20 protein-coding genes and 2 tRNA genes are annotated in these 24,727 nt (G+C 32.1%); 10 read left to right on the plus strand and 12 right to left on the minus strand.

Annotated features, from left to right (window positions below; genetic code table 11):
* Positions 1–48: 48 nt before the first annotated feature.
* Positions 49–501, minus strand: coding sequence for a helix-turn-helix domain-containing protein (locus NJT12_RS05065; RefSeq protein WP_271334819.1), 453 nt, complete (start codon positions 499–501; stop codon positions 49–51).
* A 312-nt stretch (positions 502–813) separates the two neighbouring features.
* Here NJT12_RS05065 and NJT12_RS05070 point away from each other — a divergent pair, with 312 nt between their 5' ends.
* The 4 genes from NJT12_RS05070 (at position 814) to NJT12_RS05085 (ending at position 5,761) form a co-directional block, all read left to right on the plus strand.
* Positions 814–1,968, plus strand: coding sequence for a M14 family metallopeptidase (locus NJT12_RS05070; protein WP_271334820.1), 1,155 nt, complete (start codon positions 814–816; stop codon positions 1,966–1,968).
* 77 nt (positions 1,969–2,045) lie between these two features.
* Positions 2,046–2,525, plus strand: coding sequence for an Lrp/AsnC family transcriptional regulator (locus NJT12_RS05075; protein WP_008468989.1), 480 nt, complete (start codon positions 2,046–2,048; stop codon positions 2,523–2,525).
* Positions 2,526–2,615: 90 nt separating this feature from the next.
* Positions 2,616–5,201, plus strand: coding sequence for a phosphoenolpyruvate carboxylase (locus NJT12_RS05080; RefSeq protein ID WP_271334821.1), 2,586 nt, complete (start codon positions 2,616–2,618; stop codon positions 5,199–5,201).
* A gap of 44 nt (positions 5,202–5,245) precedes the next feature.
* The gene (locus NJT12_RS05085) at positions 5,246–5,761 is read left to right on the plus strand and encodes a DinB family protein (protein ID WP_271334822.1); all 516 of its coding nucleotides are present in this window, start codon (positions 5,246–5,248) and stop codon (positions 5,759–5,761) included.
* Positions 5,762–6,089: 328 nt separating this feature from the next.
* Here NJT12_RS05085 and recQ read toward each other — a convergent pair whose 3' ends face one another.
* The 5 genes from recQ to aroB all read right to left on the minus strand — a co-directional run bounded on the left by recQ (position 6,090) and on the right by aroB (position 12,597).
* Positions 6,090–8,198, minus strand: coding sequence for a DNA helicase RecQ (gene recQ / locus NJT12_RS05090; RefSeq protein ID WP_271334823.1), 2,109 nt, complete (start codon positions 8,196–8,198; stop codon positions 6,090–6,092).
* A gap of 139 nt (positions 8,199–8,337) precedes the next feature.
* Entirely contained in the window at positions 8,338–8,745 is a 408-nt protein-coding gene (locus NJT12_RS05095) for a DNA primase (protein WP_271334824.1), read from the minus strand.
* Between the two features lie 7 nt (positions 8,746–8,752).
* Positions 8,753–9,721 (minus strand): deoxyhypusine synthase family protein, encoded by a 969-nt coding sequence (locus tag NJT12_RS05100; RefSeq protein WP_271334825.1) that lies wholly within the window; start codon positions 9,719–9,721, stop codon positions 8,753–8,755.
* A 106-nt stretch (positions 9,722–9,827) separates the two neighbouring features.
* The gene (locus tag NJT12_RS05105) at positions 9,828–11,231 is read right to left on the minus strand and encodes a type III PLP-dependent enzyme domain-containing protein (protein ID WP_089481697.1); all 1,404 of its coding nucleotides are present in this window, start codon (positions 11,229–11,231) and stop codon (positions 9,828–9,830) included.
* A gap of 298 nt (positions 11,232–11,529) precedes the next feature.
* Positions 11,530–12,597, minus strand: a complete 1,068-nt coding sequence (aroB, locus tag NJT12_RS05110; RefSeq protein ID WP_271334826.1) for a 3-dehydroquinate synthase — start codon at positions 12,595–12,597, stop codon at positions 11,530–11,532.
* Positions 12,598–12,869: 272 nt separating this feature from the next.
* On the opposite strand from aroB, the gene NJT12_RS05115 reads away from it, so the two are divergent.
* Entirely contained in the window at positions 12,870–14,039 is a 1,170-nt protein-coding gene (locus tag NJT12_RS05115; RefSeq protein WP_271334827.1) for a proline dehydrogenase family protein, read from the plus strand.
* A 100-nt stretch (positions 14,040–14,139) separates the two neighbouring features.
* On the opposite strand, the gene NJT12_RS05120 is transcribed toward NJT12_RS05115, so the two are convergent.
* Together NJT12_RS05120 and NJT12_RS05125 are read right to left on the minus strand one after the other, a co-directional pair.
* On the minus strand, positions 14,140–15,456 hold the full coding sequence (locus tag NJT12_RS05120) for a porin family protein (RefSeq protein ID WP_271334828.1): 1,317 nt from the start codon (positions 15,454–15,456) through the stop codon (positions 14,140–14,142).
* Between the two features lie 38 nt (positions 15,457–15,494).
* Complete coding sequence (locus NJT12_RS05125; protein ID WP_271334829.1) at positions 15,495–17,282, minus strand: ABC transporter ATP-binding protein; 1,788 nt, start codon at positions 17,280–17,282, stop codon at positions 15,495–15,497.
* A gap of 264 nt (positions 17,283–17,546) precedes the next feature.
* Here NJT12_RS05125 and NJT12_RS05130 point away from each other — a divergent pair.
* The 4 genes from NJT12_RS05130 (at position 17,547) to NJT12_RS05145 (ending at position 19,447) form a co-directional block, all read left to right on the plus strand.
* Positions 17,547–17,621, plus strand: a tRNA-Val gene (locus NJT12_RS05130).
* Positions 17,622–18,097: 476 nt separating this feature from the next.
* Positions 18,098–18,280 carry a two-component regulator propeller domain-containing protein gene (locus NJT12_RS05135; protein WP_271334830.1) on the plus strand — a complete coding sequence of 61 codons (183 nt, stop codon included), beginning with the start codon at positions 18,098–18,100 and terminating at the stop codon, positions 18,278–18,280.
* Between the two features lie 42 nt (positions 18,281–18,322).
* Positions 18,323–19,045 (plus strand): two-component regulator propeller domain-containing protein, encoded by a 723-nt coding sequence (locus NJT12_RS05140; RefSeq protein ID WP_271334831.1) that lies wholly within the window; start codon positions 18,323–18,325, stop codon positions 19,043–19,045.
* Positions 19,046–19,369: 324 nt separating this feature from the next.
* A tRNA-Val gene (locus NJT12_RS05145) sits at positions 19,370–19,447 on the plus strand.
* 207 nt (positions 19,448–19,654) lie between these two features.
* Here the strand turns inward: NJT12_RS05145 and NJT12_RS05150 are convergent.
* Complete coding sequence (locus NJT12_RS05150) at positions 19,655–20,590, minus strand: DUF2268 domain-containing putative Zn-dependent protease (protein ID WP_271334832.1); 936 nt, start codon at positions 20,588–20,590, stop codon at positions 19,655–19,657.
* A 472-nt stretch (positions 20,591–21,062) separates the two neighbouring features.
* A complete protein-coding gene (locus tag NJT12_RS05155; protein WP_271334833.1) occupies positions 21,063–21,677 on the minus strand; it encodes a tetratricopeptide repeat protein in 615 nt (204 codons plus the stop codon).
* A 305-nt stretch (positions 21,678–21,982) separates the two neighbouring features.
* Here NJT12_RS05155 and NJT12_RS05160 point away from each other — a divergent pair, with 305 nt between their 5' ends.
* Positions 21,983–23,188 carry a PQQ-binding-like beta-propeller repeat protein gene (locus NJT12_RS05160; RefSeq protein WP_271334834.1) on the plus strand — a complete coding sequence of 402 codons (1,206 nt, stop codon included), beginning with the start codon at positions 21,983–21,985 and terminating at the stop codon, positions 23,186–23,188.
* Between the two features lie 127 nt (positions 23,189–23,315).
* On the opposite strand, the gene NJT12_RS05165 is transcribed toward NJT12_RS05160, so the two are convergent.
* A complete protein-coding gene (locus NJT12_RS05165; protein WP_271334835.1) occupies positions 23,316–23,831 on the minus strand; it encodes a hypothetical protein in 516 nt (171 codons plus the stop codon).
* Positions 23,832–23,962: 131 nt separating this feature from the next.
* A complete protein-coding gene (locus NJT12_RS05170) occupies positions 23,963–24,526 on the minus strand; it encodes an adenylate kinase family protein (protein WP_271334836.1) in 564 nt (187 codons plus the stop codon).
* Between the last annotated feature and the right edge of the window lie 201 nt (positions 24,527–24,727).

Below are 24,727 nucleotides of genomic sequence, written 5' to 3' on the forward strand. Positions count from 1 at the left end.
TAAATCAAAATTATTTTAAAAATTTTTGAAATATGCGAGTTTTCCACGTTAAGGGTTATATGCCTTAAATTTTCCGTTTTTATAAAAAATTACTATTTTCTCAATTTCACCTTCTTCGGTATTTAAATTTTGACTTTTAATTTCCGGAGAAGATTTACTTTCTGATTTTTCAGCTTGCTTATAATAAATCTCAGAAAATAAATCGCCGCCTGCTAAATTTTCTTTCACAGAGGAGAGAGGCGGGGTTTTTATATTTTCTGATTTTTCTTCATTATTTTTCGGAAAACTTCCTGTACCATTTAGAATCCAATACAAGTCTACATCCGGAAAAACTTCCAAAATTTTCATCACAAAATCTAAACTGGGTTTGTTTCTTCCTGAAAGCAGGTGAGACATACTTGAACGTTGCACACCAATTTTATCTGCGAAAGAAGAGGCGTTTAGAGTATAATACTCAAGTATGATTTCAAGACGTTTTACAAAATCATCGATGTTTACCATTGTAAATTATTGTTATTTGAATCGTTGTTTACAAATGTAACTAAAAGAAGTTGATAAAGCAATTTTACAGTTGTAAATTATAAAAAGCAGACTTTAATATATAAACTATAACATTAATTAATATAGCATAACTATCTAATATACAATAACTATTTTTGTTTTATTTAAAGTAATAACATTTGTTAACTCTAATTCAGACACAGCGCTAAATATTGAACAAAATCATGTTTACAATTATAAATTACTCGGTTTTTTACTTGTTTACAATTGTAAAAATAAAGATGTTTACTTTTGTAAACTAATCAAAAGACAATGAATTTAGAAGAATTATTCAACCAGTACAAAGAAAAATCAATAGAAGGTCGCTACTTGACTTTAGATCATATTCAACCTTTATTAGATAAACTAAATACTAATAACCAAGTTCAAATAATTGGAAGATCAGTTTTAGACGAACCTATTTATAGTTATAAAATTGGTACGGGAAACATTCGTATTTATCTGTGGTCGCAGATGCACGGAAATGAAAGCACAACAACAAAAGCATTATTTGACTATATTAATGTACTAAACAGTGGATCAGAATTTGCCAAAAAAATGCTTAGAACCTTTACGTTTTATGCAATTCCTATCCTAAATCCTGATGGAGCCAGACTTTATACACGTGAAAATGCCAATAAAGTAGATTTGAATCGTGACTCTCAAAATCTGACACAGCCGGAAAGTAAAATTTTAAGAGAGACATTTGAAGCGTTTAAACCTCATTTTTGTTTCAATCTTCATGATCAGCGTACTATTTTTGGAGCAGGAACAACGGGAAAACCAGCTACAGTATCATTTTTAGCTCCTTCTTATAATGAAGAAAGAGATGTAAATGAGACCAGATTGAAAGCAATTAACATCATTGCCGGGATAAATGATGTCTTGCAGGAATATATCCCCGGACAGGTTGGTCGTTTTGATGATTCTTTTAATATCAATTGTATAGGAGATACTTTTCAGTTTATGGGAGTACCAACTATTTTGTTTGAAGCAGGTCATTTTCCTAATGATTACGAACGTGAGATCACCCGAAAATTCATATTTTTCTCACTTTTATCAAGCTTTGAGCTAATTTGCGAAAACGATTTAGTTGACAATAGAATTAATGATTATTTGAATATTTCACAAAATAAAGTGGTTTTTTATGATTTTATGTATAAAAATATCAAAATAAATTATGATGGTATCGAAATTATTACGAATTTTGTCGCACAATACAAAGAAGAATTGATTGAAAATAAGATTCACTTTAATGCTTATATAGTTGAAGTAGGTGAGTTAGAAAATTATTTCGGACATTATGAATATGATGCAAAAGGAGCAGTTTATTCCGATGACTTTACTAATTTTCCCAAATTGAATCAAAAAGCAAATTTTTATTTAAATAAAAATGTTAAATTTGTTAACGGATTGATAAAAAGTTAATTTTTATGTGAATTTGTTGTTTTTTATATATATTTTTATACTTTGTAATAGCAATTAGTAATATTAATTAAAGAATTATGAGTAAATTTCGTTTAGATGAAGTAGATCACCAGATTTTAGATATGTTAATAGACAATACGAGAGTTCCGTTTACTGACATTGCAAAAAAACTATTGATATCTGCTGGTACAGTGCATGTTAGGGTAAAGAAAATGGAAGACGCAGGGATAATAATGGGGTCTTCATTGGCTTTAGATTACGATAAATTAGGATATTCATTTATTGCTTATGTAGGTGTGTTTCTTAACAATACGTCGCAAACTAAATTTGTATTAGAGCGAATCAATCAAATTCCGTTCGTAACAGTAGCTTCTGTAACGACTGGGAAATTCAATATTTTTTGCAAAATTAGAGCAAAAGATACTAAGCACGCAAAAGAGGTTATCTTTATGATAGACGATATTGATGGTGTTTACAGAACAGAAACTATGATTTCATTAGAAGAAAGTATAAACGATAAGAAGCGTTTGATGCATACTATTTTTAAAAATATGTAATTTTTTCTTGAATGCTATATTAAAATATAACCTCAAGTTTATTCTTGGGGTTTTTTTATGACTAATTAACCAACCAACTACAACAGAATTATGTATACGTTGCCTAAAATAGAACGTTTTAATCAAGACGTTCTCTCCAAATACCACATTTATAATAGTGTATTTATAACATTGCCTTTTGATTCAATAGATAATACCGGAGTTTTACTTCCTTTATTTACTGAGACATGCGAAACGGGATTTAAAAAGAATGAAACACCTAAAGAGATTTTTAATTTCTTTTCTAACAGGTATATAAACGAAGCTTCTGAAACAGAAAAAATCGATCTTATGTTTCGATTTATTCAATACATAGAGCGTCAGATTGTATTGTTTGATGCCATTGAAGACGCTGCCTTTCCTGAGGTTAACAATATGGAAGGAAGAGGTTCTTTGCGTGATATCAAAGAAAAATCAGATGCTAAGGAGAAAGACGATGAATTGATCCAATTCCTGGAAGAATTTAATGTCAGAACCGTTTTAACAGCGCATCCAACGCAGTTTTACCCTGGACCGGTTTTAGGGATTATAAATGATTTGACTGAAGCAATTCGTTCAAATGATTTATTAAAAATAAAAGAACTATTGGCGCAGTTAGGAAAAACACCTTTTATCCAAAATGAAAAACCGAATCCTTATGATGAAGCGGTTAGTTTGATCTGGTATCTGGAAAATGTATTTTATGCTACTTCAGGAGAAATTGTTCATTATTTGCAAAAAAATATTCTTCAGGGAAGCGCCATTAAAAATCAATTAATCAAACTTGGATTTTGGCCGGGAGGAGATCGCGATGGAAATCCTTTCGTAACTACCGAAATCACTTTGAAAGTTGCAGACCGTCTTCGTACTTCAATTTTGAAATGTTATTATATCGAAATGAGAAGTTTAAAACGTAAGTTAACTTTCTCCGGCGTAGATACTTTGGTAGCTGATCTTGAACATAAACTTTATCGTTCTGTATTTTATTCTAAAGGTGAAATTTACATTACTTTAGAAGAGTTATTATCTCAATTAAATCTTATAAGAGATATAATTATCGAAAAACATCAGTCATTATACTTAGATGAGCTGGAAGCGTTTTTGGTAAAAATCAATCTTTTTGGTTTTCATTTTGCAACATTAGACATTCGTCAGAATAGTAAAATTCACGATGCCGTTTTTAATGATGTCGTTAATCATTATCTGAATTCCGGTTCAGAAATATTTCCTGCCAATTATTTTGAATTGTCAGAAGACGAAAAACTTATAGTTTTATCTAAGGTAAAAGGAGATTTAAATCCTGCCGATTTCGCTGATGAAATTACAAGATCTACCCTTGAATCAGTTCAGGCTATCAAAACTATTCAAAAAGCAAACGGAGAATTTGGTGCGAACCGCTATATCATTAGTAATAATGAAAGCGCCCTGAATGTAATGGAAACTTTTGCAATGATCAGATTAAACAATTGGGAAAACCCAACTGTAGATATCATTCCGCTTTTTGAATCTGTTGACGATTTGCAAAATGCACATCAAATAATGGAGCAATTGTATACTAATCCTGAATATTCAAAACACTTGCAGGCAAGAGGCAATAAGCAAACTATCATGTTAGGTTTCTCTGACGGAACTAAAGATGGCGGTTACTTAATGGCAAACTGGAGTATTTATCAGGCAAAAATTGCTCTTACTGAAATCTCGAGAAAATATGGTATAAAAGCTATTTTCTTCGACGGACGTGGCGGACCTCCGGCTCGTGGTGGTGGAAAAACTCATAAGTTTTATGCGTCTTTAGGGCCAAAAATCGAAAATAACGAAATTCAAATTACTGTTCAGGGACAAACTATTAGTTCAAATTTTGGAACTTTAGATTCTTGTCGTTACAATATCGAGAATTTACTAAGTGCCGGTGTTACAAATCAGGTTTTCAGTAAAGGAAAAAATGAATTAAGTTCTGAAGAAACTCAGATTTTAACTCAATTGGCAGATTTAGGATATGAAAAATATTTAAGTTTTAAAAATCACCCTAAGTTCATTCCGTATTTAGAAAAGATGAGTACGCTTAAGTATTATTCTAAAACAAATATTGGAAGCCGTCCATCTAAAAGAAGTAAATCTGAATCATTGGATTTTGCTGATTTAAGAGCAATTCCTTTCGTAGGATCATGGAGTCAGTTAAAACAAAATGTACCAGGATTTTTTGGTGTAGGATCTGCATTAAAACATTTTGAAGAAACCAATCAGTGGGATAAAGTACATGATTTGTATCACAATTCTTTATTCTTTAAAACGTTACTTGAAAACAGTATGATGTCATTGGCAAAATCATTTTTACCACTAACGGCATATATGAGAAACGATCCTGAGTTTGGCGAATTCTGGCAAATTATCTATGATGAATTTCAGGAAACAAAACGTTTGTTGCTTAAAATTGCAGGACATAAAACGCTTATGGAAAATTACCCTGATGGTATAGCATCTATTCAGGTAAGAGAACGTATTGTATTGCCACTGTTAACAATACAACAATATGCTTTGTTAAGAATTAATGAATTGAACAAAGAAGAAATAGTAAATGAAGAGCTTGTAAAAGTGTATGAAAAAATTGTAACAAGATCACTTTTCGGGAACACGAATGCGAGTAGAAACTCAGCATAAAGATTCGGATTGAAAGAGTTTAAGGATATTAAAAATTGTAAAAAATGAATTCAAGTCAATTATTAGAAACAGAATATTCCGGTCCTTTTGCCAATTATGTTCTTGAAGCCGGAGAAATAAATTTGATTGAAGAGCTTGAAATTTCTCTTCATGATTTTATCAGATTTGTGCAAAATATTCCAATGGATAAATTCGATTATCGCTATGCCGAAGGCAAATGGACGATTAAGGAAATTATTCAACATTTAATTGATTGCGAACGCATTTTTGCTTATCGAGCTCTGCGGTTTTCAAGAAATGATAAAACTGCATTACCGGGATTTGAAGAAAATGATTATGTAGATAATACAGATGCAAACAAAAGAAGTCTTCAGGATTTACTGACTGAATTTTCCGCTTTAAGGCATTCAACTTTGTTGTTTTACAAAAGCTTATCTCAGGAACAATTTAGGAGAATAGGAACCGCATCAACGTTTCATATTTCTGCCGGTGCTTTAGGGTTTGTGATTATCGGACATCAAAAGCACCATCAAAAAGTTTTTGAAGAGCGGTATTTATAAGTTTACTTTTTAAAAATAAAAAAATCCTGTGAAGTTTATTCTTTACAGGATTTTTTTGTTTAGCTCAATTTTATGTCATTTCTTACTGACGAAACTTCGGGAGAGAAGTCGCGTAAGCTGATCAAAAAAAATGACGATATTCTGTACGGAGTTTCTAGCGTGATTTACTTCGTCTGTTCGCTATCGCTCGGGTATCTCTTCGTTCGAAATGACAGAATCACACGGAAAAGTAAACCCGACAGGTTTTAAAAATCTGTCGGATTTGTCGCTTTTAATAAGCTTGAGTAAAGTTGGTGATTTGATACGAAAAAGAATAATTCATTAAAAATTATTTATTTCTCTCCACCACAGCAAGACCTAACCTAATTTTATCATAAGAAAGTTTTTCTTCAAAGTGATCAAAATATGGTTTTAATGCCGTTGGATATTCAAGTTCAATTTGGGCTTTATGCAACTGCATCACTTCTTTTTCTGAAACAAACGAACTTAAATCAATATCACTTCCGTCTACATATAATTTTGCTAAATGCGAAATAATAGTTGTGTATCCTAAATTTCGCTGCTCAGCAATTTCTTTTACAGAAACTCCATTTTGGAACAACTCTAAAGTTGTTTTATATGTGTTACCTTCTTTTTTAGATTTAATTTTTGTCTTTTTTGCATTCTCGTAATAAACAATGGCATCTATAAACTCCTGACCATATTTTTCAAGTTTTGCTTTACCAACACCATCGATTGCAAGGAACTCTTCATCGCTCATTGGGCGCAAAGTTTCCATTTGTCTTAAAGCGGCATCACTAAAAATTACATAAGCGGGAACTTCTTCATCCTTAGAAATTTCATAACGTAATTTTCGCAGAATTTCAAAAAGAGAATTTTTGGCTGCTCTAGTTTTTGTTTCCTTGATTTCGCTTTTGTCAATTACTTTTTTGACGACAGTATTCAACTTGACTTTTTCACCTTCAAATAACACTTTCTTCGCAAAAGGAGTCAGCAAAATTTTATTATGCTGATGAAATGCAATTTCGCAATACCCAAGATTTATTAACTGAATAAGATATTGATTCCAATCGTACCATGATATGTCATCGCCAATTCCGTACGTTTTTAAGTCTTGATAATTTTTTTCGTAGATATATGCATTTTTAGAACCACGCAGAAAATCAACAATCACAGCCAAAGGCTCAGATTCCTGTAAACGGCTTATAGCCGACAGTGCTTTTTGCGCGAGAATCGTACCATCGAAAAAAGTTGGAGGATTTTTGCAAATATCGCAGTTACCGCAATTCTCTTTTACTAATTCACCGAAATAAGAAAGCAGGATTTTTCGCCTGCAGCTCAAAGCATCGGCATATTGTTTCATTCTTTCCAGTTTTGCCAGCTGAACATCTGAGTTCAATCCTTCAGAAGCAAATTTCTGAAGCTGAATCACATCTGCATAACTTTCAAATAAAACTGTTTCTGCTGGTAATCCATCACGACCGGCACGACCAATTTCCTGATAATACCCTTCGATATTTTTGGGAAGATTATAATGAATTACCCAACGAACATTTGATTTATCGATTCCCATTCCAAAAGCAATCGTTGCACAAACGACCTGGCAGTCGTCGTTTATAAATTCGTCTTGTGTTTTTGCGCGAAGTTTATTTTCTAAACCAGCGTGATAGGCTTTTGCTTTAACTCCATTTTTTTGAAGTTTTAAAGCAAGTTCTTCTGTTGTTTTTCGACTCAGGCAGTAAATAATACCGGATTCGTTGGGTTTGTTTTCGACAAAATCAATAATTTGCTTAACACGATCCAGTGCCGGACGCACTTCTAAGCTTAAATTTATCCTGTCAAAAGAAGCCACAAAAGTTTTTGGATTTCTTAAATTTAGCTGTTTTGTAATATCTGTACGAGTTGCCTTATCTGCTGTTGCCGTCAAAGCAAGTACCGGAGTAGAAGGGAAGCGGCTTTTTAAATATCCCAAATTCGTATATGCCGGACGAAAGTCGTGTCCCCAGGACGAAATACAATGCGCTTCATCAATTGCAATTAGACTGACAACCAATTCGTTAAAAACAACATCTAAATAAGATAAACTTTCAGGCGCAATATAAACAAGCTTAAATTTATTTGATTTTAAGTTGTCTATATAAAATTGCTGTTCTTCACTCGATTGACTGCTATTTATATAACAGGCATTGATTCCGTTGGTCTTTAAACTATCAACCTGATCTTTCATCAAGGCGATTAAAGGAGAAATAACAATTGTGATTCCGGGTAAAACTAAAGCGGGCAACTGAAAACAAATTGATTTTCCGCCGCCTGTTGGCATAATAGCTAAAGTATCCTGGCCGGAAAGTATAGTATTTATTATCGTTTCCTGATTGGGCCTGAATTTTTCAAATCCAAAATTTTCTTTTAATTTGGCGTGTAAAACTTCTGAAGTCATTGAGCTGATATTTATCGATCGTTAAATATAGCAAAAAATACCAACTATAGTAATTTTCTTATATTTAATTATTTTTTTTGTTATTTAATAAAAAAAGGAACCCAATAGAGTTCCTTTAGTTTATTTTGAAAGATGTAGATTAATCTTCATCTTCTTCATCATCTTCGTCAGCAATATCATCCGGATCTCTATCCTCATCGTCATCATCATCTGCGCCATCAGTATCTGGTTTATCAATTGCATCATCGTCTTCGTCATCATCACTATCATCATCAAGATCAAGACCTTTTACCGGTTCGATTGTGTCAACATCAAGATCGATGTCGTCATCTTCGTCGTAATTCTCAATTCTATCAGCAAGTTTAGTACTAATTTTTACTAAATAAATAGTGTCTTCAGTACGAACTTCAACAGCTTCGATTAATTCGTTTTTAGCATTTCTAAAACGGATAACATCCGAATCATCATAACCATCAGGAAATTTTTCTACCAAAAGGTTCAAAATTTCGTTGGTAAGTTTAGCGTAGTCTACTATAACTCTTTTCATAAATATCCTATAAATCTAATAAGTAAGCAAAAATTAACGGGGCAACAATGGTTGCATCCGACTCAATAATGAATTTTGGGGTTTTAATATCTAATTTACCCCAAGTGATTTTCTCGTTTGGAACGGCTCCTGAATAAGATCCGTAACTAGTTGTCGAATCTGAAATCTGACAGAAATAACTCCAGAACGGAATATCATGCATTTCCATATCCTGATACAACATTGGCACCACGCAAATAGGAAAATCTCCTGCAATACCACCACCAATTTGAAAAAATCCAATTCCGTTAGTACTGTTTTTTGGATACCAGTCTGAAAGGAAAACCATGTATTCGATTCCTGACTTCATTGTAGAAGCTTTCAAATCTCCTTTTATCACGTATGACGCAAAGATATTCCCCATCGTACTATCTTCCCAACCTGGTACAATAATAGGTAAGTTTTTCTCTGCAGCTGCATACATCCAGCTATCTTTTAAATCTATTTCGTAATATTCTTCTAATACACCGGATAACAACATTTTATACATAAATTCATGAGGAAAATAACGTTCTCCTTTGTCATCTGCATCTTTCCAGATTTTGTAAATGTGTTTTTGTAAACGACGAAATGCTTCATGCTCAGGAATACAAGTGTCAGTAACACGATTTAGTCCTCTTTCAAGCAAAGCCCATTCGTCTTCCGGAGTTAAATCACGATAGTTTGGTACCCTTTCGTAGTGAGAGTGTGCCACTAAATTCATGATGTCTTCTTCTAGATTGGCTCCTGTACATGAAATAATCTGAACTTTGTCCTGTCTGATTATTTCAGCAAAAATTTTACCAATTTCTGCTGTACTCATAGCGCCAGCCATACTTACCATCATCTTAGCACCATTTGCCAATTGTTGTTCGTATGCTTTTGCAGCATCAATCAAAGAAGCGGAATTAAAGTGTAAGTAATGTTTTTCAATAAACTGACTGATTGGTCCTTTCATTTTTTTTTTGTTTTTTTTTGTTTTTGAATTAAAAGTTTAACCTTTTTGGATGATACTGCAAATTAATAATTTTATAGATATCAACTTTTAATTTGCAGGTTTTTTTTTATACTTTTTTAGTATATCCTAAAATTTTCAATACATCATCAGAAGTTTGCTGTTCTGAGAAAACTTCAGTGGCTAAAATGCCGTTTTCGTCACGATCTATTAAAATATGTTTAGGCTGTGGAATCAAACAGTGGTGTAAACCTCCGTAACCTCCAATGGTTTCCTGATACGCACCAGTATTAAAGAAACCAATATATAATGGTTTTTCTTTGCTGTATTTAGGCAAATAAATGGCATTCATATTTTGCTCTGAATTGTAATAATCGTCACTATCGCAAGTCAAACCTCCTAATAAAACCCGTTCGTAAGTATCGTTCCAGCGGTTAACCGCCAGCATGATAAATCGTTTGTTTATCGCCCAAGTATCCGGCAAAGTGGTAATGAATGACGAATCAATCATATTCCATTTTTCTCTATCATTTTGTTGTTTTTGATACAAAATCTGATAGATTGCGCCACCGCTTTCACCTACAGTAAATGATCCAAATTCAGTAAAGATGTTTGGAACATCAACTTCGGCTTCATCGCAAGCTATTTTAATCTGATTGATAATTTCATCAATCATATATTGATAATCGTACTCAAATGCAAGAGAGTTTTTAATAGGGAAACCACCTCCAATGTTAAGACCATCAAGAGTAGGGCATTCCTTTTTAAGCGCAATATATACTTTAATACATTTTACTAACTCATTCCAGTAGTAAGAAGTATCGTTTATTCCGGTATTAATGAAAAAGTGAAGCATTTTAAGCTCTAATCGGTCATTTTCCTGGATTTGTTTTTTATAAAAAGAAACTATGTTCTTGTATCCAATACCTAATCTAGAGGTATAAAACTCAAATTTAGGCTCTTCTTCAGCTGCGATACGGATTCCAATTTTGAATTTTCCTTTAATTTCAGCCTGAAGTAAATCTAATTCTTCATAATTATCAATAATTGGAATAGTATTTTTATGTCCGCTATTGATTAATCGTGCAATATTGGTAATGTATTCGTCTCTTTTAAAACCATTACAAATAACATAAGTACTTTTGTTGATTTTGCCATTTTCAAGCAAGTTTTCTACAATATTAACATCAAATGCTGATGATGTTTCTATGTGAATGTTATTCTTGAAAGCTTCATTCATAATATATTCAAAATGAGAGCTTTTTGTACAATAACAATAGTAATATTTTGCATCGTATTTATTCTTTTCCATTGATTTTCTGAACCAGGCTTTTGCCTTATTGATGTTCTCGGAAATCTGTGGTAAATAAGTAAATTTTAATGGCGTACCGTATTGCTCCACTAACTTCATCAAATCGATATTGTGAAATTGCAGATTGTCTTTGTTTAATTTAAATTCCGTTTGTGGAAAATAGTACGTTTGATTTATTAGATCAGAATATTTTGTATTCATTGTATTTTTTGATATTTAGAAATGTATTTTTTAATTTAGAAAACTGTGCTAAATCTAAAATTCAAACCCTAATATTCGCAAATACAATTTGCAGTTTTTCATGTTCTGCTTTCGAGTATAAAAAAACATCGCAATAGAACGGACTTTTACTATTATAAAAACGGTTCAACATCCTTAGCAAGGAACTATTGAGACGGTTTCTATAAGAACTGAATTGTCTTTGTTTATTGTTTGTTTTCATCGTGGCAAATGTAAAAAATAATCTATACCTAATGCAAAGCTTTTTATTAAAAAAAGTTTAAGATTTATAATCCTGAAACGCGTCTAGAATCAATTTATTTTCAACGGATTGATTAATTTTTATTTTTCCGATTCCTTCAATTAATGCAAATTGAATTAAACCGTACTCATTTTTTTTGTCGTGAATCAGTAATTCCAGGATCGGATCGATATCATTTTCCTCTATAATAACATCATCATAAATGCTTTTAATGGCCGTTTTTATTTCAGCGTATTCTTCTGCTGTGATCAAGTTTTTATGCAATGAGATGTAACTTTCCAAAATCATTCCAATAGCAATGGCTTCACCGTGTAACAATGTTTTTTTAGTTTCGCTTTCCAGAAAATAACTTTCGATTGCATGACCTAATGTGTGTCCGAAATTTAATGCTTTACGAATATTTTTTTCAGTTGGATCTTGTATAACGATATCATTCTTAATTTCAACAGAACGATAAATTAATTCATCAAAATCAGCAAAGTCAATTGCTTTTAAATCTAAAAACTTTTTCCAGTAACCAGCATCATATATAAGTCCGTGTTTTAACATTTCTGCAAGACCGGATCGCATTTCGCTTTGTGGTAAGGTTTCAAGATACTGAGTGTCAATTAATACCATTTGAGGTACGTTAATTACACCTATTTGGTTTTTAAGATTCCCTAAATCAACTCCCGTTTTTCCTCCAACAGAAGCATCTACCATTGACAATAGGGTTGTTGGAATGTTTATAAAATCAACTCCACGTTTGAAAGTTGAAGCAACAAAACCACCTAAATCTGTTACAACACCTCCGCCAAGGTTTATCACAAGAGATTTTCTATCTGCACCTAGTTCTGTTAATACTTTCCAGATTTCGATACAAGTTTCAATATTTTTATTGATTTCTCCTGATTCAAATTCAATAATTTCGATTGTTAAATCAGTTTCAAGTAAGGGCAAAAACTTTGGCAAACAATACTCATTTGTATCATTATCAACTATAATAAACAAATTAGAGTATTTATTTTCTTTTAAGTGATTATTTAGTGCTTCGTATGCATTTTGATTAAAATGAACGAGATAATTATTGGCTTGAATAGATTGCATATTTCTGTAGTTAATTGAAAACGCAAAATAAGGCATTTTTAACTAAATAATATTCAAAGTTTTGTTCTAATTTGTTTTAAAACGAACGATTTTATTTGAGTTTTAGACGGTTTATTTTATTTTTCAGTAAACTAAAATCCTATTGCGGCAAGAAACCTATGCTTAATTATGTAATATTTTTAATAATGTTATTAACGATATTGAAAAATATGCGATGTTTTGGTAAATAATATTTAAAACTCTGTCTATATTTGCACAAAAAACTGACCTTAATGGAAAAAATATTCGATAACACTCAAGTTGCATTTTCGTTAAAAAGCGATACGGAACTTGACAGAGCTTATTTTCTTTTTAAAATGATCGACAGCCAGCCCTTAGTAAGAATAGGAACTGCTGTTACCAATTTTGCCATAAAAGCAAATCTTCCGGTAGAAGGATTAATTCGTGCAACTGTTTTCGACCATTTTTGTGGTGGTATAAACGAAAATGACTGCCTTAGTGTAGTAGACAAAATGTTTACCAAAGGGGTTTCGTCTGTATTGGATTATTCTGTAGAAGGAAAAGAAGAGGAAGAACAGTTTGATGCGGCATTAGAAATGACTTTAAGAACAGTTGATTTTGCCAAAGAACGCCTTGCAATTCCTTTTGCTGTATTTAAACCAACTGGTTTAGGGCGTTTTGAACTGTACGAGAAACTGGGCGAAAAACAAACTTTGAATCCGGCTGAACAGGAAGAGTGGAATAGGGTAGTTGCTCGTTTTGACAAAATATGCAGTGAAGCACATAAAAAAGATGTTGCTTTATTAATTGATGGTGAAGAAAGCTGGATGCAGGATGCTGCCGATGATCTCGTTACTGAAATGATGCGCAAATACAATAAAGAAAAAACGATTGTTTTTAATACTTTGCAGATGTATCGTTGGGACCGTTTGGATTATTTGAAAAACCTGCACGAAACCGCTAAGAAAGAAGGCTTTTTTATTGGAATGAAACTGGTTCGCGGTGCCTATATGGAAAAAGAAAACAAAAGAGCGGAAGAGAAAAATTATGTTTCGCCAATTTGTGTTTCTAAAGAAGCAACAGATATTAATTATGATGCTGCTGTACATTATATGTTAGAGCATTTAGAGATAATGTCAATTTTTGCAGGAACTCACAACGAGTCGAGTTCTTATAAATTGATGGAAATGATGTCAGAAAGCGGAATTGCTAAAAACGATAATAAAATCTGGTTCGGACAATTGTACGGAATGAGTGATAATATCAGTTATAATTTGGCTGAAAACGGTTATAATGTTGCAAAATACCTGCCGTTTGGTCCTGTCAAAGATGTTATGCCTTACCTGATTCGTCGTGCAGAAGAAAATACTTCTGTAGCAGGACAAACAAGTCGCGAATTATCAATGATAAAAGCAGAACGTAAACGTAGAAAGGGGAAATAGTTTTTAGTCTCAGTTTGCAGTTTATAGTTTATAGTTTATAGTTTACATAAAAAAAGCTCCAACTTTCGTTGGAGCTTTTTTTGCGCTTGTATTTTTTTATTTAGAAAGAAACCTGACATTGTAAAACGACCATGCCTAAACGGTCTGCCTGAGTGTATTTAGGATTTAATAAGGCCTTATCATAAACGGCTCTGTTTTGATAATTCAAACTGAATTTTGGCCCAAAAGTTCCTGTCGTATAATAATTAGTACCAATTTCATACATGCTCATTGGCGTATTCAAAGCGTCTAAATCAGCTATTTGTGCGGCTAAATAAGGTTGAAAACGACCTTTTTTTGCGTCATTATCTGAATTTTTAAATAAATAACCAACTTGTGCATAATAGATATTTCCTGTTCCTACACCTATAAAACCGCTTCCTGAACCATTTATTAATGAAGGATCAGCAATCGCAGGATTAGGGATTGAGATAGATTGTATATAATTCTTTCCGTAATTATTGTTATTAAAGGCCGCGTAAGCTGTAATTGCGGAACCATTATTTCCAATTGGACTATCAGAAAAAACATCTAATCCTAATACTTTCATATCATCGTGATGAACCAAACCTGAACCATCAGTATCTAAACGCCACATTGCATTGGCTTGCGTCATATAGCCTAATCCAACATTAAAAACCTTTTTAGTTCCTAGATAAGTTCCTCTGTTATAAGCTTCAAGATTTTGTTCTTTTTCTAAAAAATGATAGGTTAAAATCCCTGCATATTGTGCTCTTGGTGTTTCCGGACTAACAGTAGAATTAAAACCGATATTGTTCGTAGTATTTCTGTAAGGGTTAGTAACCGCAATTCTATAGCTAAAATCTCCAAGATACCCCTTTGCATAAATACTCAAGTTACGATTGCCAAAAGTAGAGGATATATTTGCAATTTGTTGGTACATTGGTGTATCTAAAGTCAGTTGGGCTGACGAACTATTTGAGGAATAACGTGTTGTACCGGATCCCCAACTTGTCAAACCACCACCAATATGAAGTTTATCGCTAAAATGATATTCCCCCAAAGCATCCATAACAGAAAGTGGTGCATTTGAAGGTCCGTTATTCTGTGTAAAATTAATATTGTTCTGACCTAACTGAAGATGAAAAAATATATTGTCTGTCAGCATTCCCATTGCCTGCAAACGCAGACGCCTGATAACAACATCAAAAGTTTCGTCGACTTCATTTATTCCTATTTTACTGTTAGGATTCAATTCAGAATATCTTCCCCAAACCTGAAGGTTCATTCCAAATTTGATGTATTTTGATCCGTCAGGAGTGATATTTACAACGTTAAAAGGTTTTTCCTGAGCCAGGACATTAATTGTGTTTATAATAATAAATAGTAGGATTAAAACGATTCTAAGGTGTGGCATTTTTTTAATTTAAAATAGTTAATAGTGTTTTCGTCTCTTTAATAGTTACTAAACTGAAGATTGCTTAAATTTTTATAAGTACCATTTTCAAGATTGATCAATTCCTGGTGTGTACCTTCTTCTGTTATTTTTCCATTGTCTAAAACTAAAATTTTATCCGCATTTCTAATAGTCGAAAGTCGGTGAGCAATAATAATACTTGTTCTTCCTTCCATCAACAGTTCTAACGCTTCTTGTACTAATTTTTCACTTTCACTATCTAAAGATGATGTCGCTTCATCTAATATTAAAATACTTGGATTTTTCAGCAATGCTCTTGCAATCGCAATACGCTGACGTTGGCCGCCTGATAGTTTTACACCGCGTTCTCCAACAACTGTTTCAAATTTTTCAGGGAAACCTTCTACAAAATTCAAAGCATTGGCTTGTTTAGCAGCCAACATAATTTCTTCGTCTGTAGCATCAGGTTTTCCATAAGCAATATTTTCTTTGATAGTTCCTCCAAATAAAATTACGTCCTGAGGAACAATACTCATATTACCACGAAGATTCTCTAAATCATAATCGTAGATGTTTTTTCCGTCAACTGTAATCTCTCCGGACTCAATATCGTAAAAACGCAGAAGTAAGGAAGAAATGGTTGATTTTCCTGCTCCACTAGGACCAACAATGGCGATTTTTTGCCCGAATTCAGCCGTAAAGTTTACATCTTTTAAAACCTGAACTTCTTTTCTTGAAGGGTAACTAAAAGCTACGTTTTTGAAAGAAACATTTCCTTTGATTTTTTCTAAAGAAGCTCCGTTTTGTGTAGCGCTTATTTTCTCTGGAGTTTCTTCTAATAATTCAAAAACCCTCTCTGTAGCACCAATTGCTTTTTGAATTTGCGCATATAGTTCGGCAATTCCTCCAAATGAAGCACCTACAAATGTAGAATACAATACAAATGAGATCAATTGACCCACGCTCATTTCTCCGGCGATGCTCAAACGTACGCCGTACCAAACTACCGCAACGATGGCACCAAATAAACAGAATATGATAAATGATGCAAAATAACCACGGTATTTTCCGCCCTTTATAGCCAATTTTACAACTTCGCTAATTTTTCCTTTATAACGGGCAACTTCATACCATTCGTTTGCAAATGCTTTTACAATGCTGATTCCTTGCATTGTTTCTTCGACAATAACCTGGCTTTCGGCAACCTGATCTTGTACTTGTTTAGAATATTTTCTAATAAAACGACCAAAGATTACAGCAGCGACAGCTACTAACGGAACTACGGCTAACATTAATAAAGTCAATTTAAAACTTTCTGTAGCCAATAAAATAACCCCACCAATAATTAGTATAAACTGACGCAAAAATTCTGCGATTGTCGACGTTAATGTATCTTGTATCTGAGTAATATCAGCACTGATTCGACTGTTTAATTCTCCAACTCTTTTTTGAGAGAAGAAGGTCATTGGCAGTTTTACTAAATTCGTATATAAAGACAAACGCAGGTTTGCCAATGTGTTTTCGGTAAAATTGACAAACAATGACAATCTGAAAAACGAACAGAAGGACTGAAGAAATAAAATAACAATTAATCCCAATGCGATTTGATTGGCCTGATCGTTATTTTTGTTTTTTACGCAGTCAATCAACATTCCCATTAATTTAGGAAAGGCGAGGGCAGTGGCTCCTGTAAGCAAAAGAAAAACCAATCCAACATAAAATTTCCATTGGTGGTTTCCGGCGTATTTGAATATTATTGTTGCTTTGTTGAGTGAAGTAGCGGTAATTTTTGATTTTGGTAAATCATTTTCTTTAAATCTTGCCATTTGAGTATACAATTAAGGTATGCAAATATAGGACTATAGCAAGTGAACACAAAGTAATATTATAAATTAGGGCAAGGGATTTGTGTTTTTAACTAAATATAAAGATTTATCAATTTTTATTTATTTTTTAAAAACTTGAAAAATAGATTAGTAAATAAAAAAGCTAAAATTTATTTCATTTTTTTTCTAAAAAAGCTTGAAAATACAAAATCTAGCTGTATGTTTGCACTCGCAATCACATAACGATAGCAACCTGGTAAAACAGGGCGATTAGCTCAGCTGGTTCAGAGCACCTCGTTTACACCGAGGGGGTCGGGGGTTCGAACCCCTCATCGCCCACAAAATTATAAAAACTCCAAAGTCACTTGATTTTGGAGTTTTTTTTGTTTTATACTTTTATGAGTTTTATTGTTTATATGGATTGATCCGTAAAAATTAAGCATAAGTAGATCAACACGAAAACCTGTGGAGCATTAAAAATTAAGCGTAAATATTAGTTAGTCCAAAAAGGTATTCTATATTACTGAAACATCTGAATTTTGATGTAAATGCTTTTTTTTAGCATTAAATGATTCTGCAGAGGCATTTTTGAAACTTTATAGTAAATTGCCTTATGAACATAATAGTAAGATATCGTTCTGAAACGGTATGTACAAATTGTGAGCCACGAATAAAACATTAAGATGAAACTAAAATTAGATAGTCAATATATATTTAACCTTTGCTGCATATTTCTGATTTTTGCAACAATCTCTTGTACTAATCAAACTAAAAAAAGTAATCAACCTGTTGAGAATAAGAACAACACCATAAGATTGAAATACACTACAGGAATTCGTTCAATTTTAGAAGATAGCAAAGGAAATATTTGGTTTGGCAGTTACAACGAAGGAGTGTGTTTACTTCAAAATGGAAACCTCCAATATTTCACGACAGAAAATGGATTAAGTCATAATCAGGTCAGAAATATTTATGAAGACAGGAATGGCATTGTCTAGTTTGAATGTGGCAAAGGATTAAGTACTTATGATGGGGGCCAAATGACTATTTTTAAAGAAAAAGATTATAATTCAAAAAACAAGTGGAAATTAAATGACAGTGACCTTTGGTTTAAAGGTAATGAAATAGAGTCTTACAACAAACAGGAAGGAAATCCAGGTGTTTATCAGTATGACGGAAAAAAGCTTTCGTATCGCGCATTGCCAGTTAAAACAAAGTCAGGGCAGGAGAATCATTATTCAATTTCAACAACTTTTGTCAAAAGTAAAAATGGAATGCTTTGGTTTGGGACTTTCGGTGCTGTGATTGGCTATAATGGTTCTAATTTTAAAATAATAAACGATGCTTCTTTGGGATTAAATGACGAAACAGGACATTTACATATTCGTAGTATCATGGAGGATAGCAAAGGGAATCTTTGGATTGGGAATAATGGAATTGGCGTCTTGAAATATGAAGGAATAAAAGCAATCAATTTTACAGAGCAACAAAAACTAAAAAAGGAAGACAGTAAGGGAAATTCTCTTGAAAGAGTCTTTTCTATTGGAGAGGATAAATTGGGAAACATCTGGTTTGGGACTTTAGAATCTGGTGTGTGGAGATATGATGGCAAATCCGTAAAAAATTACACTAAAAAGGATGGGGTCAAGAGTAAACATATTTGGACTATATATAAAACCAAACAAGGAGAATTGTGGTTTGGAGGAGCAAGTCCAAGTGGTGTATATCGATTTAATGGTATTTCTTTTGAAAGAAAATATTAGAACAAGCACAAAGGCAAATTTACCAAAAATTTGATTATATTTTTTGAAAAAAAATCAAAAATTGGAGTTAAGTGTTTGATTACTATCCCTAACGTTCCACCAAGAAACTCCTTAAGAAATTAAGGCGTTTTTCATGCTTTAGTTTGTTGTTTTAGATTTTACATTTCTTACGAAAATTACAAAAGCATTTTGAATTCGCATATAAGACTGATAAATAATACTATATAAAAATGTTTTATTTTTTTTCAAAAAAGGCTTGCAAATACAAAATCTAGCTGTATATTTGCAGTCGCAATCACATAACGATAGCAGCCTAGTAAAATAGGGCGATTAGCTCAGCTGGTTCAGAGCACCTCGTTTACACCGAGGGGGTCGGGGGTTCGAACCCCTCATCGCCCACCAAGAAACTCCTTAAGAAATTAAGGAGTTTTTTTATGTCCTATTGTTGCGGGCACTGATTGCAAATCCCATTGGATTGGTCGTTAAAAGTATTTGATATGATAATTTCATATGTTTGTGTTTCTTTTGATTTTCATTTGAATATTAATTAAGGTAAAATTGTTCTAACTCAAGTTTTGCTTTGTTTAACGTCGCGAAATAAGCTAACCTTTAGTTTTTCAAGAAAAAATCATCATAACTTTTTTTTTTTGATTTTTGGTACTTTTCAATATACGCATCTAAAAAACCGCTTTGTTTTAAAAACAGCAATGGATCTTTTATATTTAATATTTCTTCAATTGCTTTTTGCTTATCTTTCTGTTTGTTAAAATAAGATTCGGTTATTTTATAGCCCATCCAATATCCTAGATCATTTGGCCGATCATCTTTCTTAGAGGTTCCATATAGCCAATCTTGGTAATCAACATTTTTTAATCTCATTACAAATTCCTGAGCTAATTTATCCAGGTTTTGCTGTCCGTATTTATATGAAAACTGATTTATAGATTCTCCAGAAATAAGTTCGCCAATAAAGTCTGCACCTCCTTCAAGCAAACACCACTTCAAGAGCATATCCTGACCTTTTATATTTTGTTGATAATGGATGAGTTCGTGCGCAATTAAACCTGAAACTCCATCGAGATTTTTAAGCATTTCGATTCCAATAATAATTCCATCGGGAGAAGTAGTGCCTCCCGAGTTAAATCTGCCATAAACAAAGTAAACAGGAGGAAATTTTGCATCCGGATACCAATATTTTAATGCGCTATAAATAGCCCTTATTCTTTTTTCTTTGGAAGATATACCGTCAAGAACATTTCTTGAAAGCTCATAGTCTGATTTTCTTTTCTTCACAACAGCAAAAAGAGAGTCTGCATTGATTATTCTGTTTTCAGTAAATCCCTTAACACCCGGAGAGCCTTTTTGCATATATTCAATAAATGGATTTTGTCCTGATTTCTGCATTTTGTCAAATGCTTCCCAAAAAATTTTCGAATCTTTTGTTTCAAAAACTGCATCTAAGGGATTGTCTGAGAAATTACTTTGTGCGAAGAGAAAATTAGAAAAAACAATAAAAAGTGTTGTGATAACAAAGTTTGACTTCATAATTAAAATTTTTAAATGCATTTTTATAGAATGTAGCATAAATCAGTAATAATTAACGTAAAAGTGGTAGATGCATCACTTTCTTTACTGATTTTTAAATAGTATTTGAGTTTTTTCGAAGCGAATATAAGAAATATTTTTACTACAAAACAGTAACCTTTTTTAAGGTAAGTAGAAATCATTTGGGATCATTCTTTTTATTAAAATTCTTAATAAATTTCATATCTAATTAGTAAAAAGGTTGAAATTGCATTTGAAGTAAAACCAACAACAAAACCTATTTCAAATCTTGAATTTGCAGAGGATGAATCCTTGTTCTATTATTCTGACGCTGCTTTAATTTAAATTTAAGACAAAGGATGAAATGAAGTTTATTTGCGAACCTCTATTAAGGATGATGTTTATAATACATTTGTGAAACTAATTTAAAAAACGCCTTAAGAAACTAAGGAGTTTTATAGTATAACTTAAGCTATTTACAATATTTTTCTAATGTATCGCGACATCTTTGTCCGTCTATTAAATTATGCTCGTCAGCTTTTTTCAAGTCAAAACAAGCCCCGGTTTTATCTCCTAGTTTCAATTTAGCAAGTGCTCTGTTGTAATAAGCTTCTGCCGCCATATACTGGTGTATTTCTATTGCTTTTGTACAATCATCGATTGCACCTTGATAATTTTTTAAATAATATTTAGCCAAAGCTCTATCGGTATAGGCAGGCCAGGAAGTAGGATGCAGTTTTATATCTTTTGTAAAATCCTGTATAGCACCTTGATAATTCGCTAAATCAATTTTTACTAATCCTCTGCCATAATAAGAAGAAGAGTTTTCAGGATTAAGTTCGATCGCTTTAGAATAATCTTCTATAGCTTCACTATAATCTGCTACATAGGCTTTTTCACTTCCTCTTCTTCGATAAGCTTCCGCAAAAGTTTTGTCTAACGCTATTGCTTTTGAAAAGTCTGATATTGCTCCCTGATGATCTCCCAATTTACTTTTTTCTATTCCTCTATTATAATAATCACTTTCGTTCATACATGAAACATTGACAATTAAAATGAATAAAATGAGAGCCGACTTAAATTTCATTTGATAGTTATATTTGTTTTAAATAAACAAGCAAATTCTAATTGCTTAAGTTTTATTTTTTTTCTGTTATTTGATTGAACACTTTGTGATTTTTCAAAATTACAGCAATATTCTAAAGCTTTTATACGCTTACAAAATAAGAAAAAGAGCATTTTAAAGGAAACGAAAATACGATAAAAAATGGTAATTCGATTAAACTTTCCAATGTCTTAACATGTGTTTTATGTAGCGTATTTTCTTTTAAAATTTAGTTTTAATTTTTTACTATATTTGATTTAGATATTTTATCAAACCCAAATCTTAAAATGAAAAATAAACTAATAACTTTTTTATTCCTGTTTACTGTCATAAATATGTTTGCGCAAATGCCAACCATCTCAAAATCTAGTAAAACTAATTATTCAAATAATCAGATTTTAACGCTTGATGATATGGTTTTTAATACATCTGTAAATCCGCTTAAAAAAGTTCCATTAGATAAAAATTCGATCCTGGTTTATGATTACGACGGTTCTCTTTTTTCATTTAATATGGATTCTGAATCACTTAACTGGACTGTAAAAGCATCAGACTCTAATACTGAGATGTGCGCCAATCAAATAACATTGCAAGACGGAGTTTTGTACGTTCCTTTTATTAATGGTGAAATCTTCGCAATTGATAACCAGACCGGTAAACTTTTCTGGAAATCAAGGTTAGGCAATATTACAGATCAAATTATATTAAAAAATCAAGTTCCTGTTATAAATGATGGAAAACTATATATAACTACACAAAGTCCAAATAATAACATTTACGCTCTTGACATAAAAAACGGAAGTTTAATATGGAACTACAAGCTGGATTCTTCACAAAATGACATTCCGGTTCTCTTTTTTGATAACAAAGTTTTTGCCCAGACTGCGAAGAATCTCTATAGTTTTGAAGCAAATACAGGAAAACTCCTTAATCAAAAAACGTTTGAGGAAAATATGTCCGGAAAACCTGTAACAGATGGCGAAAATATATTTGTAGCAAATGATAAGAATACACTTTTTGCTTTAAGCCCTAATAAACTTGATGTTTTATGGCAATTTAAGTTAGATGAAAATCAATACAGCATCAAGGAACGTATCTTCTGTAAAGACAAAAAAATATATTTTGCAGCACAAGGAGCAGAGACCTCTTCGATATATGCTTTGGATTCAAAAACAGGAACTCAGATCTGGAAAACCGACTTTAAAGGTGATAATATCGTCTATATCATTGAAGAAAGCGACAACATTTGGGGATATACGCATAAAGCGAAACTTTTTCAAATAGATTTAGCAAATGGTGAAATTGCATTTGAAGTAAAACTAACAACGAAACCTATTTCAAATCTTGAATTTGCAGAGGATGAATCCTTGTTTTATTATTCTGACGCTGCTTTAATTCAATTTGAATTTAAGACAAAGGATGAAAATGAAGTTTATTTGCGAACCTCTATTAAGGATGATGTTTATAATGCATTTGTGAAACTAATTCGATAAGAAAAAAAAGCTGTCTAAACCTGACAGCTTTTTTTTTATAATTGTTTTTTACAAACTATTATAATGTATGTAAACATTGATTTATTATTATTATATAATATGGCAAAAATCGAACTGTAACAGATCGTTAATTGATCCTCTTTAAACTCCAATGTTTAACAATATAGTAATTCCAGATTCCTTCTTGTACTATTACTTCTAATGCAAAATCTTTCGGATTACGATTATAATTTTCGCGGTTCATTTCAGAAGTAATCGAAAAAACTTCGATTTTATCTTTAAAAGTAAAACTTATATCTGGATTTTTTTTAGTGTAAAATCCTTTAACATTGCAAATTACTATTTCAGTCGGATTTTTTTCTGCTTCCTTTTTATTTATATAATTCCAGACTATACCTGCGATTTGACCAAAACTTAAATACGAAACTAAAATCCCTTGTAACAAATAAAATCCAATCACATATATTTTAAGGTATACTTCTTTAAAGCTTTGGTATTTTCTAATTAAAAATTTTCTTCTATAAATTCCAAAAAATAGTATTCCGATAATTGTTGGCAACCAAAAAACATAAATTTGATACCTGGGATCGTGCCCAATAGTTTTATTTTCAATAAAAGTTAAATTTACTATACAAAAAATCATAGCAAATATTAAAAGGCGATAATGTAATCGTTCTGTTTTTTTCTCCTTGTTCTTTAAAGATGTTTTTTCTCTGCTTTTTTGTTTTCGTTTGTCTCTCAAAAAAAAAATGTATTTATTGTAAATAATAGCTATTACAAACTCGCTTTGATTCTTTCCGTAATTTCTTCAATCGTTCCAAGGCCATCAAAAGTAAGTACTTTCATTTTTGATTTCATATATTCAATTGCGGGTCTTGTGGATTCTTCAAAAATCTCAATTCTCTTTATATGAATTTGAGGGTCTTTGTCATCTTTGCGATCAGACGTTTCGGCTCTTTTTTTAGCTCTGACCAATAATTCAGATTTTGGAACATCGATATTTAGAACTTTTCCAATTTTCATATTTTTTGAATTCACCAGCCCAATTAAATCGTCTACCTGAGGTTTGGTTCTGGGATAACCGTCTAAAATTATTCCAGGTTTTGTTTTGTTTTCCTCCAATATCTTATCAAAAAGATCTTTTATTATAGCGTCAGGAACTAAATCTCCTTTTTCTTCGTATTCAGATATTATCTTTCCTATTTCGGTCTTATTATGTTTTTCTTCCCTGCATCTGTCTCCTGTAGAAATATGTTCAAAATCAAGAAGTTCTTTTAATACATTGCACTGCGTTCCTTTTCCTGAATAAGGCGGTCCGGTTATTATTAATATTTCCATTTATGTTGATTGTTTTATTTCCATCTATCTTGCAAATAATAATTACAAAACTTTCTCAAATGCCCAAGTTCATTAGTGTTGCATCTGGAAAAGTCTTATTTGCTTTCTATTTCCTGAATGGTTTTTATTCAAAGCGAATATAAGAAATATATACACTATAATTAGTTGATTTTTATTGAGAATAGCATCAAATAGACCAGA

It is taken from the genome of Flavobacterium azizsancarii (genome assembly GCF_027980145.1).
Classification (GTDB): Bacteria; Bacteroidota; Bacteroidia; order Flavobacteriales; family Flavobacteriaceae; genus Flavobacterium; species Flavobacterium azizsancarii.